Origin of the sequence: Citrobacter sp. R-1.5.2, assembly GCF_035064245.1 — a bacterium.
GTDB lineage: Bacteria > Pseudomonadota > Gammaproteobacteria > Enterobacterales > Enterobacteriaceae > Citrobacter.
On the sequence record NZ_JASEYC010000002.1, the window covers coordinates 38534 to 50927 of the forward strand.

General features: G+C 55.2%; 12 protein-coding genes. 11 read left to right on the forward strand and 1 reads right to left on the reverse strand.

All coding sequences use genetic code 11. From position 1 onward, the window contains the following. Window positions 1–29: 29 nt before the first annotated feature. A complete protein-coding gene (tkt, locus tag QMN38_RS04190) occupies window positions 30–2024 on the reverse strand; it encodes a transketolase (protein WP_271448586.1) in 1995 nt (664 codons plus the stop codon). Window positions 2025–2304: 280 nt separating this feature from the next. Here tkt and maeB point away from each other — a divergent pair, with 280 nt between their 5' ends. The 11 genes from maeB (at window position 2305) to eutG (ending at window position 12277) form a co-directional block, all read left to right on the forward strand. Then, entirely contained in the window at window positions 2305–4584 is a 2280-nt protein-coding gene (gene maeB, locus QMN38_RS04195) for an NADP-dependent oxaloacetate-decarboxylating malate dehydrogenase (protein ID WP_271440170.1), read from the forward strand. A 159-nt stretch (window positions 4585–4743) separates the two neighbouring features. Beyond that, window positions 4744–5079: an ethanolamine utilization microcompartment protein EutS gene (gene eutS / locus QMN38_RS04200; RefSeq protein ID WP_137384748.1), complete on the forward strand. Its 336-nt coding sequence runs from the start codon at window positions 4744–4746 to the stop codon at window positions 5077–5079. A gap of 12 nt (window positions 5080–5091) precedes the next feature. After that, window positions 5092–5571, forward strand: a complete 480-nt coding sequence (gene eutP / locus QMN38_RS04205) for an ethanolamine utilization acetate kinase EutP (protein WP_016153958.1) — start codon at window positions 5092–5094, stop codon at window positions 5569–5571. Then, complete coding sequence (gene eutQ / locus QMN38_RS04210) at window positions 5549–6256, forward strand: ethanolamine utilization acetate kinase EutQ (protein WP_202038102.1); 708 nt, start codon at window positions 5549–5551, stop codon at window positions 6254–6256. Before eutP ends, eutQ begins: the two co-directional genes overlap by 23 nt. 9 nt (window positions 6257–6265) lie before the next feature. Continuing rightward, complete coding sequence (gene eutT, locus QMN38_RS04215; RefSeq protein ID WP_323604597.1) at window positions 6266–7069, forward strand: ethanolamine utilization cob(I)yrinic acid a,c-diamide adenosyltransferase EutT; 804 nt, start codon at window positions 6266–6268, stop codon at window positions 7067–7069. Next, on the forward strand, window positions 7066–8082 hold the full coding sequence (gene pta, locus QMN38_RS04220) for a phosphate acetyltransferase (RefSeq protein WP_323604598.1): 1017 nt from the start codon (window positions 7066–7068) through the stop codon (window positions 8080–8082). The genes eutT and pta overlap by 4 nt, the downstream gene beginning before the upstream one ends. Before the next feature lie 39 nt (window positions 8083–8121). Next, a complete protein-coding gene (eutM, locus tag QMN38_RS04225) occupies window positions 8122–8415 on the forward strand; it encodes an ethanolamine utilization microcompartment protein EutM (RefSeq protein WP_003835054.1) in 294 nt (97 codons plus the stop codon). A gap of 110 nt (window positions 8416–8525) precedes the next feature. Then, window positions 8526–8813 carry an ethanolamine utilization microcompartment protein EutN gene (gene eutN, locus QMN38_RS04230; RefSeq protein WP_137384744.1) on the forward strand — a complete coding sequence of 96 codons (288 nt, stop codon included), beginning with the start codon at window positions 8526–8528 and terminating at the stop codon, window positions 8811–8813. Between the two features lie 11 nt (window positions 8814–8824). Continuing rightward, window positions 8825–10228: an aldehyde dehydrogenase family protein gene (locus QMN38_RS04235; protein ID WP_271448583.1), complete on the forward strand. Its 1404-nt coding sequence runs from the start codon at window positions 8825–8827 to the stop codon at window positions 10226–10228. Between the two features lie 32 nt (window positions 10229–10260). Beyond that, entirely contained in the window at window positions 10261–11100 is an 840-nt protein-coding gene (eutJ, locus tag QMN38_RS04240) for an ethanolamine utilization protein EutJ (RefSeq protein ID WP_271456236.1), read from the forward strand. Further along, window positions 11090–12277: an ethanolamine utilization ethanol dehydrogenase EutG gene (eutG, locus tag QMN38_RS04245; RefSeq protein WP_271448581.1), complete on the forward strand. Its 1188-nt coding sequence runs from the start codon at window positions 11090–11092 to the stop codon at window positions 12275–12277. Before eutJ ends, eutG begins: the two co-directional genes overlap by 11 nt. The last annotated feature ends 117 nt before the right edge of the window (window positions 12278–12394 follow it).

Genomic DNA, 12394 nt, shown 5'->3' on the forward strand with positions numbered 1-12394 from the left:
CGGCCTGCTAAGACGCGTGAGCGTCGCCATCAGGCGTTCAGCACTTTATGCGCTTTTTCGACGATGTTCTCCACCGTAAAGCCGAAGAAAGGGAACAGTTTGTCTGCCGGAGCAGATTCCCCATACCCCGTCATGCCGACAATTGCGCCTTTCAGACCGACATATTTGTACCAGTAGTCGGCAATACCCGCTTCTACTGCCACGCGTGCGCTCACGTTTGCCGGCAGAACCGATTCCCGGTAAGCCTCATCCTGGGCGTCGAAAATATCTGTTGAGGGCAGTGAAACCACACGGACATTGCGGCCTTCACCCGTCAGCTTTTCCGCCGCCAGCAATGTAATTTCCATTTCTGAACCTGTGGCAATCAGGATCACATCGGGTTTTCCTCCACTGTCTTTCAGCACATAGCCACCGCGGGCAATCTGCTTCACCTGCTCGGGCGTACGTTCAATCTGTGCCAGATTCTGTCTGGAGAGGATCAACGCCGTGGGTCCGTCATGACGCTCCACCGCCAGCTTCCAGCCGACCGCAGTCTCCACCTGATCGCACGGACGCCAGGTGCTGAAGTTAGGTGTCAGGCGCAGGCTGGCGAGCTGTTCGACGGCCTGGTGCGTCGGCCCATCTTCTCCCAGGCCAATCGAGTCATGGGTATAGACCATGATCTGCCTGGCTTTCATGAGTGCCGCCATGCGTGCGGCGTTACGCGCATACTCAACAAACATCAGGAAGGTCGCCGTATATGGCACAAAACCACCATGATGAGCGATGCCGTTGGCAATGGCGGTCATGCCAAATTCACGCACGCCGTAGTGAATATAATTGCCGGCGAGATCTTCTTTCAGAGATGCTGAGCCTTTCCAGATAGTCAGGTTGCTGGGTGCGAGATCTGCCGAACCACCCAGCAGTTCAGGGAGTATTGGCCCGTAGGCGTTCAGTGTATTTTGCGAAGCCTTGCGGCTGGCGATTTTGGCCGGATTAGCCTGCAGTTCGGTAATGTATTTCTGGGTTGTTTTTTCCCATTCGTCGGGGAGTTCGCCGCGCATCCGGCGGGTAAACTCTGCTGCCAGTTCCGGGTATGCGTGTTGGTAAGCCGCGAATTTCGCATTCCAGTTCTGTTGCGCTTTTTCCCCTTTTTCGCGTGCATCCCATGCCCGGTAAATTTCTTTCGGGATCTCAAAGGGCGGGTGATGCCAGCCCAGTTTCTGACGGGTCAACGCCACTTCTTGTTCACCCAGCGCGGCACCGTGCGCTTCTTCTTTTCCTGCTTTATTGGGGGAGCCAAAACCAATCACCGTCCGACAAATAATCAGTGACGGCTTATCGGTTACGCGCTGTGCTTCCACAATTGCTTGCTTCACGGCTTCAGGGTCGTGGCCATCAATCTCGTGCACCACATGCCAGTGATAGGCTTCAAAGCGTTTCGCTGTATCGTCGGTAAACCAGCCTTTGGTTTCGCCATCAATCGAGATACCGTTGTGATCGTAGAAACCGATCAGTTTACCTAGCCCCAGTGTGCCCGCCAGCGAACAGGCTTCGTGAGAAATCCCTTCCATCAGACAGCCGTCACCCATAAAGACGTAGGTGAAGTGACTGACAATTTCGTGATCCGGCTGATTAAATTGTGCAGCCAGCGTCCGTTCAGCTATGGCCATCCCAACCGCGTTTGCGAGTCCCTGACCCAGTGGACCCGTGGTGGTTTCCACGCCCGGTGTGTAGCCAATTTCCGGATGCCCTGGCGTCTTTGAGTGCAGTTGGCGGAAATTCTTTAGCTCTTCTAACGGCAGATCGTAGCCGGAAAGGTGTAGCAGGCTGTAGAGCAACATAGAGGCATGACCGTTGGACAGGATAAATCGGTCACGATCGTACCAGCTGGGGTCGGTTGGATTGTGGTGGAGAAAATCGTTCCACAGCACTTCAGCGATATCGGCCATGCCCATCGGTGCACCGGGATGGCCAGAGTTAGCTTTTTGGACGGCATCCATACTCAGCGCACGAATGGCATTGGCAAGCTCTTTACGGGTCATAGGAAATACTCCTTGAAAAGTAAAGCGTTAGATGCGTGTTGTGATTCACACTTTTGGGAAAATTGCGGGCGTTGTCAGCAAAAAGCATAGCAGACAGGCATGGTATTGCTGGCTTAAGCAGGTAACATAGCTGTTATAAATTGATAACAAATTCTTTCTTTGAATGGTGAGAGTTTGGAGGCCTTCAAAGTTTGTGCCGCTGACTGAGGTGATAATGTGCGGCTCAGCAGAATGGTTACCCGCGCCACTTTTTTGATAGATACGTGAAAGGAACAACAAGATGGATGACCAGTTAAAACAAAGCGCCCTCGATTTCCACGAATTTCCAGTACCCGGTAAAATCCAGGTTTCTCCGACCAAGCCGCTGGCAACACAGCGCGATCTTGCACTGGCCTACTCGCCGGGCGTAGCTGCACCGTGCCTTGAAATTGAAAAAGACCCGCTGGCGGCCTACAAATATACCGCGCGTGGCAACCTTGTGGCGGTTATCTCTAACGGTACTGCGGTGCTGGGACTGGGTAACATCGGTGCGCTGGCCGGTAAACCCGTAATGGAAGGTAAAGGCGTTCTGTTTAAGAAATTCGCCGGAATTGACGTGTTCGATATTGAAGTCGATGAACTCGATCCGGATAAATTTATCAATGTCGTGGCGGCCCTCGAACCTACATTTGGCGGTATCAACCTCGAAGACATCAAAGCGCCGGAATGTTTCTACATTGAGCAAAAGCTGCGTGAGCGCATGAATATTCCGGTTTTCCACGATGACCAGCACGGTACGGCAATCATCAGTACTGCCGCAATTCTGAACGGTCTGCGGGTGGTTGAGAAAAATATTTCTGATGTGCGCATGGTGGTGTCTGGCGCAGGTGCTGCGGCGATTGCCTGTATGAACCTGCTGGTGGCGCTGGGTATGCAGAAGCACAACATTGTGGTCTGCGACTCCAAAGGCGTGATTTACAAAGACCGCGAGCCGAATATGGCGGAAACCAAAGCGGCTTATGCGGTGGTAGATGACGGTAAGCGTACGCTGGATGACGTGATTGACGGTGCAGACATTTTCCTCGGCTGCTCGGGTCCGAAAGTATTGACTCAGGAAATGGTCAAGAAAATGGCCCGTGCGCCAATGATCCTGGCACTTGCCAACCCGGAACCGGAAATCCTGCCGCCGTTGGCGAAAGAAGTCCGGTCTGATGCCATCATCTGTACTGGTCGTTCCGACTACCCGAACCAGGTTAACAACGTCCTGTGCTTCCCGTTCATCTTCCGTGGTGCGCTGGATGTGGGTGCTACCGCCATCAACGAAGAGATGAAACTGGCCGCGGTACACGCGATTGCAGAACTGGCGCATGCTGAACAGAGCGAAGTCGTGGCTTCGGCTTACGGCGATCAGGATCTGAGCTTCGGCCCGGAATACATTATTCCTAAACCGTTTGACCCACGACTGATTGTCAAAATCGCGCCAGCGGTAGCGAAAGCGGCGATGGATTCTGGCGTGGCGACACGTCCGATTGCTGATTTTGACGCTTACATCGATAAGCTGACCGAATTCGTTTACAAAACCAACCTGTTCATGAAGCCGATTTTCTCGCTGGCGCGCAAAGCGCCGAAGCGTGTGGTGCTGACGGAAGGGGAAGAAGCGCGTGTACTGCACGCAACGCAGGAATTGATCACCTTAGGCCTGGCGAAGCCGATCCTGATTGGTCGTCCGAGCGTGATCGAAATGCGTATCCAGAAGTTGGGTTTGCAGATCAAAGCTGGCGTCGATTTCGAGATCGTCAATAATGAATCCGATCCACGCTTCAAAGAGTACTGGAGCGAGTATTACCAGATCATGAAGCGCCGGGGGATTACCCAGGAACAGGCGCAGCGCGCAGTGATCGCCAACACCACGGTGATCGGTGCGATCATGGTGCAGCGTGGCGAAGCAGATGCAATGATCTGCGGTACGATTGGCGACTACCATGAGCATTTCAGCGTGGTGAAAGAGGTGTTTGGTCATCGTGAAGGTGTCCATACGGCAGGGGCGATGAATGCGCTGCTGCTGCCAAGCGGAAACACCTTTATTGCGGATACCTACGTTAACGATGACCCGACGCCGGAACAGCTGGCTGAAATCGCCGTGATGGCGGCAGAAACAGTGCGTCGTTTCGGTATCGAACCGAAAGTGGCGTTGCTGTCGCACTCTAACTTTGGCTCTTCCAATTGCCCATCCGCCAGCAAAATGCGCGACGCGCTGGAGCTGATTAAGGCACGTGCGCCTGAGCTGATGATCGACGGTGAAATGCACGGTGATGCGGCGCTGGTAGAGAGCATTCGTAACGATCGGATGCCGGACAGCCCGCTGAAAGGCTCAGCCAATATTCTGGTGATGCCGAATATGGAAGCTGCCCGTATTAGTTACAACTTACTACGCGTTTCCAGTTCGGAAGGTGTTACCGTGGGGCCGGTGCTGATGGGGGTCGCTAAACCTGTTCACGTATTAACGCCGATTGCCTCTGTTCGTCGTATCGTTAATATGGTGGCGCTGGCGGTCGTAGAAGCCCAAACGCAACCGCTGTAATTTCACTTTAATTATTTCCGGCGCGGGGTTCTCCCGCGCCTTTTTATTTTTCATTTCTTAGTGATCTACTTCACCTTTTAAACCCACTTGCCGAATTTTGTTATTTACTCTGACAAAAAATTGCCACGATGAGGACAGTTTTAGCAGAGGCGGTGAGCAATGGAAAAAGAACGCATCATTCAGGAATTTGTGCCGGGAAAACAGGTCACGCTGGCGCATCTGATTGCGCACCCCGGTGAAGAACTGGCGAAAAAGATCGGCGTTCCCGAAGCGGGTGCTATCGGCATCATGACGCTTACGCCGGGAGAAACCGCGATGATCGCCGGCGATTTGGCTATGAAGGCCGCGGATGTACATATCGGTTTTCTCGATAGATTCAGTGGTGCGCTGGTGATCTACGGCTCTGTTGGTGCGGTCGAAGAAGCATTATTGCAGACCGTTAGCGGCCTGGGTCGGGTATTAAATTTCACTTTGTGCAACCTGACAAAAAGTTAATCAGAGGCGGCGATGAAACGTATTGCTTTTGTCGGTACGGTCGGGGCGGGGAAAACAACGCTTTTTAATGCGCTCCAGGGAAATTATTCCCTCGCCAGAAAAACACAGGCCGTGGAGTTTAATGAAAACGGTGATATCGATACACCCGGAGAATATTTTAGCCATCCGCGCTGGTATCACGCCTTAATTACCACGCTGCAAGATGTTGATACGTTGATTTATATACACGCGGCAAATGATAAAGAAAGTCGCTTACCTGCCGGGCTGTTGGATATCGGCGCCAGTAAACGACAAATCGCCGTTATCAGTAAAACGGACATGCCGGATGCCGACGTCGCCGCAACGCGACAACTACTTCGCGGGATAGGGTTCCAGGAGCCAATTTTCGAACTCAATAGCCATGACCCGCGCAGCGTGCAGCACCTGGTGGATTATCTGACTGAGCTCAGCCAAAAGGAGGAAAGGGCAGGTGAAAAAACTCATCACAGCTAACGATATTCGTGCGGCCCACGCACGCGGCGAACAGGAATTGTCGGTTGTTCTGCGCGCCAGCATCATCACCCCGGAGGCTCGCGAGGTTGCGGAGCTGCTGGGCGTCACTATCACTGAATGTGACGAATCAGCACCAGTTGCAGCAACCGCCGCAGCGGCCGCTCCAGTGGATGATGGCAAATCGGAAAGTCAGCGCATTCGCGAAACCATCATCGCGCAACTGCCGGAAGGGCAGTTCACCGAAAGCCTGGTCGCGCAGTTGATGGATAAAGTCATGAAGGAGAAGCAGTCGCTGGAGCAGGGCGGAATGCAGCCGAGCTTTAACTCGGTTACCGGCAAAGGCGGCGTGAAAGTCATTGACGGCAGCAGCGTGAAGTTTGGTCGTTTTGACGGTGCTCAACCGCACTGTGTTGGCTTAACCGACTTAGTGACCGACCAGGACGGCAGCAGTATGGCCGCCGGCTTCATGCAGTGGGATAACGCTTTTTTCCCATGGACGCTGAACTACGACGAAATCGACATGATTCTGGAAGGCGAACTGCACGTTCGTCATGAAGGCGAAACCATGATTGCGAAAGCCGGGGATGTGATGTTTATCCCTAAAGGCTCCAGCATCGAGTTTGGTACGCCATCGACTGTGAAATTCCTGTATGTGGCCTGGCCTGCGAACTGGCAGTCCTGCTAAGGCGGATGTATGAAGGATTTCATTACCGAAGCATGGCTAAGAGCGAATCACACGCTTAGCGAAGGAGCTGAAATTCACCTCCCCGCTGATGCTCGCTTGACGCCGTCTGCCCGGGAGCTGCTGGAAAGTCGACATCTGCGCATTAAATTTATCGACGAGCAGGGAAGTCTGTTTATCGATGACGAAGAACAGCAGCCGCAGCCGGTGCATGGTTTAACCAGTAGTGATACGCATCCACAGGCCAGTTGCGAACTGTGCCATCAACCGGTGATGAAGAAGCCTGACACGCTGACACATCTGACGGCGGACAAGATGGTCGCCAAAAGCGATCCGCGGCTGGGATTTCGTGCGGCGCTGGACAGCACCATCGGTCTGGCGGTGTGGCTGCAGATTGAACTGGCGGAGCCGTGGCAGCCATGGCTGGCGGATATCCGCTCACGTTTGGGCAACATTATGCGTGCCGATGCCATGGACGAACCGCTGTCCGCGCAGTCAATCGTCGGTTTAAGCGATGAAGACTTGCACCGCCTGTCGCATCAGCCATTGCGCTATCTGGATCACGATCATCTGGTGCCTGAAGCCAGCCACGGACGTGATTGCGCGCTGCTTAATCTGCTGCGTACCAAAGTCCGTGAAACGGAGACGGTGGCGGCCCAGGTGTTCATCACTCGCAGTTTTGAGGTTATGCGACCGGACATTATGCAGGCGCTCAACCGCCTGTCGAGTACGGTCTACGTGATGATGATTCTGAGCGTTGCGAAGCATCCGCTGACGGTTAACCAAATTCAACAGCGACTGGGGGAGAAGCAATGATCATTGAACGTGCTCGTCAACTCGCCCAACGCTCACCGGCACGGGTGGTGTTCCCGGATGCGCTGGATGTTCGGGTGCTGAAAGCCGCGAACTACCTGCATCAGCACGGCCTGGCGCATCCCATTCTCGTCGCCAGCCCGTTCGCGCTACGCCAGTTTGCCCTCAGCCATCGCGTGGCAATGGACGGTATTCAGGTGATCGACCCACAAAGCAACCCGCAAATGCGAGAGGAATTTGCGCTGCGTTGGCTGGCTCGGGCGGGAGAGAAAACGCCGCCAGATGCACTTGAGAAACTCAACGATCCGCTAATGTTCGCCGCCGCGATGGTCAGCGCAGGTAAAGCCGATGTTTGTATTGCTGGCAACCTGTCATCAACCGCGAATGTGCTGCGTGCAGGGCTACGCATCATTGGGTTACAGCCGGGATGCAAAACGCTGTCGTCGATTTTCCTGATGCTGCCGCAGTACCTCGGGCCGTCATTAGGGTTTGCCGATTGCAGCGTGGTGCCGCAGCCAACTGCTGCACAACTGGCGGATATTGCGATTGCCAGTGCGCAGACCTGGCAGGCCATTACCGGAGAAGAACCGCGTGTCGCCATGCTGTCCTTTTCAAGTAATGGCAGTGCGCGCCATCCCAACGTTGCCAACGTGCAGCAGGCCACGGACATCGTTCGTGAACGCGCACCGCAGCTCACCGTTGATGGTGAACTGCAGTTTGATGCCGCTTTTGTACCGGATGTCGCCGCGCAAAAAGCGCCTGCCAGTCCGCTACACGGCAATGCCAATGTGATGGTCTTCCCGTCACTGGAGGCAGGCAACATTGGTTACAAAATCGCTCAGCGCCTGGGAGGGTATCGTGCCGTCGGTCCGTTGATTCAAGGGCTTGCCGCACCGCTTCATGACCTTTCTCGCGGCTGTAGCGTACAGGAAATTATCGAACTGGCGTTGGTGGCAGCAGTGCCGCGCCAGACTGACGTGAGTCGTGAAGACGCCTCACAAACACTGGTTGTTTAGGTCCCGTTCTGGACCCCTTCTACTTAAGAGGAAAGCACAATGGAAGCATTAGGAATGATTGAAACCCGGGGCCTGGTTGCACTGATTGAGGCTTCTGACGCAATGGTTAAAGCGGCACGCGTGAAACTGGTTGGCGTGAAGCAAATCGGTGGCGGTCTGGTTACTGCAATGGTTCGTGGTGACGTGGCGGCCTGTAAAGCAGCAACGGATGCGGGTGCTGCTGCAGCACAGCGCATTGGGGAACTGGTTTCTGTACACGTGATTCCGCGCCCGCATGGCGATCTGGAAGAAGTCTTCCCGATCAGCTTTAAAGGCGACAGCAACGACATGTAAGTAGTCCATGTGACGCCACATCATTGCTGGCGTCACCCTCTCTCCTTTTCACATTACCTTCTGCGGAGGGTAGGGGGAGGTTTTACCTGAAATATGCCACGGAGGCGGGTATGAAACTGGCAATCGTCACAGGACAAATCGTTTGTACCGTACGCCATCAGGGACTCGCGCACGATAAGTTGCTGATGGTGGAAATGATTGATGCCCAGGGAAATCCTGACGGGCAGTGTGCTGTTGCGATCGACAGCATCGGAGCGGGAAACGGAGAGTGGGTGCTGCTGGTCAGCGGAAGCTCAGCCCGTCAGGCGCACCATAACGAATCATCGCCTGTCGATTTGTGCGTGATTGGCATTGTCGATGAAGTGGTGGCAGGTGGTCAGGTGATCTTCCATAAATAGGGCAGAAAATCATGAATCAACAGGATATTGAACAGGTCGTGAAAGCGGTACTGCTGAAAATGAAAGACAGCAGCCAGCCCGTTAGTGCCGTTCAAGAAATGGGCGTTTTTGCCTCCCTGGATGACGCAGTGGCGGCCGCAAAACTGGCCCAGCAGGGGCTGAAAAGCGTCGCTATGCGCCAACTGGCCATTCACGCTATTCGTGAAGCGGGCGAAAAACACGCCAGAGAATTAGCGGAGCTTGCCGTTAGTGAAACCGGTATGGGACGCGTTGAAGATAAATTTGCCAAAAACGTGGCGCAGGCCCGTGGCACACCGGGTGTGGAATGCCTGTCTCCACAGGTTCTGACCGGCGATAACGGCTTGACCTTGATTGAAAACGCACCGTGGGGCGTAGTGGCTTCGGTGACACCGTCCACCAACCCGGCGGCAACCGTCATTAACAACGCCATCAGCCTGATTGCTGCGGGTAACAGCGTGGTCTTTGCTCCGCACCCGGCGGCTAAACGTGTTTCTCAGCGTGCCATCACCCTGCTCAACCAGGCGGTGGTTGCTGCGGGTGGCCCGGCGAATCTGCTGGTCACCGTTGCCAACCCGGATATCGAAACCGCTCAGCGTCTGTTCAAGTACCCTGGTATCGGCCTGCTGGTGGTAACCGGTGGCGAAGCGGTAGTGGAATCGGCGCGTAAACACACCAATAAACGTCTGATTGCCGCAGGTGCGGGTAATCCACCAGTGGTGGTCGATGAAACGGCCGATCTGGTACGTGCAGCACAGTCCATCGTCAAAGGCGCATCGTTTGATAACAACATCATTTGTGCCGACGAAAAAGTGCTGATTGTTGTCGACAGTGTTGCCGACGAACTGATGCGCCTGATGGAAAGCCAGCATGCGGTCAAGCTGACGGCGGCCCAGGCTGAGCAACTGCAACCGGTGCTGCTGAAAAATGTTGATGAGCGCGGCAAAGGTACGGTCAGCCGTGACTGGGTCGGGCGTGACGCTGGAAAAATCGCTGCGGCAATTGGCCTGAACGTACCGGATCAAACCCGGTTGTTATTCGTCGAAACCCCGGCCACGCATCCATTCGCTGTCACCGAACTGATGATGCCGGTACTGCCAGTGGTGCGGGTTGCCAACGTTGATGAGGCCATTGATCTGGCCGTCGCGCTTGAAGGCGGTTGCCACCACACGGCGGCAATGCACTCACGCAACATCGACAATATGAACCGTATGGCTAACGCCATTGATACCAGCATTTTCGTCAAGAATGGGCCGTGTATTGCAGGCCTGGGACTCGGTGGCGAAGGCTGGACCACGATGACCATTACCACGCCAACCGGGGAAGGGGTGACCAGTGCGCGCACGTTTGTGCGTCTGCGTCGCTGTGTGTTGGTGGATGCGTTTCGCATCGTATAACAGTTAGTCCATCAGGCTATAGGGAGAAAGAGATGGCGCACGACGAACAACGTTGGCTCACACCCAGACTGCAAAAAGCGGCAACGCTATGTAACCAGACACCTGCCGTGAGCGAATCACCGCTGTGGCTGGGCGTTGATTTGGGGACATGTGATGTGGTGTCGATGGTTGTCGACAGCGACGGGCAGCCGGTTGCGGTCTGTCTGGACTGGGCTGATGTTGTGCGCGATGGCATCGTTTGGGATTTCTTCGGTGCGGTGACCATCGTTCGTCGCCATCTCGATACGCTTGAACAACAGTTAGGTTGCCGTTTTACCCATGCGGCGACCTCATTCCCACCGGGAACCGACCCGCGTATCTCCATCAACGTGCTGGAATCCGCCGGGCTTGACGTGAGTCATGTGTTAGACGAGCCGACCGCGGTTGCGGATCTGCTGCAACTTGATAACGCCGGGGTCGTGGATATTGGTGGTGGTACTACCGGAATTGCCATTGTTAAGCGGGGGGTAGTGACCTATTCCGCTGATGAAGCGACCGGTGGACACCACATTTCCCTGACGCTGGCCGGAAATCGACGCATTCAGCTCGAAGAAGCTGAGCAGTACAAGCGCAGCAACGGTAAAGAAATTTGGCCGGTGGTGAAGCCGGTCTACGAAAAGATGGCGGAAATCGTAGCTCACCATATTGCAGGACAGGGAGTTACCGATTTATGGCTGGCCGGTGGTTCCTGCATGCAGCCGGGAGTCGATGAGCTGTTCCGTAAGCGTTTTCCGGAACTGCAAGTGCACTTACCTCAGCACAGCCTGTTCATGACCCCGCTGGCGATTGCAAATAGCGGAAAAGAAAAAGCGGAAGGAATCTATGCAAGCTGAATTGCAGACCGCGCTCTTTCAGGCATTCGACACCCTGAATCTGCAACGCGTTAAAACGTTTAGTGTTCCCCCTGTCACATTGTGCGGGTTGGGTGCGCTCAGCACCTGCGGGCAGGAAGCGCAAACGCGCGGACTGACGCATATGTTTGTCATGGTGGATAGCTTCCTGCATCAGGCGGGAATGACGGCCTCGCTTGAGCGTAGCCTGGCGATGAAAGGTGTGGCGATGACGCTGTGGCCGTGCCCGGTGGGCGAGCCGTGCATCACGGATGTCTGCGCGGCGGTCGCGCAACTGCGTGAATCGAAGTGCGACGGCGTCGTGGCCTTTGGTGGCGGTTCCGTACTGGATGCGGCCAAAGCGGTCGCACTGCTGGTGACCAACCCGACCCAGACGCTGGCTGACATGGACGAACGCAGCGTGTTACGTCCACGGTTGCCACTGATTGCTGTACCGACTACCGCCGGAACAGGCTCAGAAACCACCAACGTCACGGTGATTATTGATGCCGCGACCGGGCTGAAGAAAGTGCTGGCGCATGCAACCCTGATGCCGGATGTGGCGATCCTGGATGCAGCGCTGACGGAAGGTGTGCCCGCGCACGTGACGGCGATGACCGGAATTGATGCGCTGACCCATGCGGTTGAAGCCTACAGCGCGCTGAACGCGACGCCGTTTACCGACAGCCTGGCGATTGGCGCGATTGCGATGATCGGCAAATCGCTGCCGAAGGCCGTCGGCTACGGTCAGGATTTGGCGGCACGCGAAAGCATGTTACTGGCCTCCTGTATGGCCGGAATGGCGTTTTCCAGTGCGGGGCTGGGCTTGTGCCATGCAATGGCGCACCAGCCGGGGGCGACGCTGCACATCCCGCACGGACAGGCTAATGCCATGCTGCTGCCCACGGTCATGGGGTTTAACCGCATGGTGTGTCGCGAACGCTTCAGCCATATCGGGCGGGCATTAACCAATAAGAAATCGGACGATCGTGACGCCATCAGCGCGGTTAGCGATCTGATTAACGAGGTGGGCCAGACCAAACGACTCTCTGACGTTGGGGCAAAGCCTGAGCATTACAGCGCATGGGCTCACGCCGCGCTGGAGGATATTTGTATTCGCAGTAACCCACGCACTGCCACACAGGCACAGATTATCGACCTGTACGCGGCTGCCGGGTAATGCCTGTAGGCCGGATAAGGTGCTCGCACCGCCATCCGGCAATAACACGGCGTTAATGCCGGAGGCGACGTAAACGTCTTATCCGGCCTACAAATCACAAATGACAGGGAGTAGGGG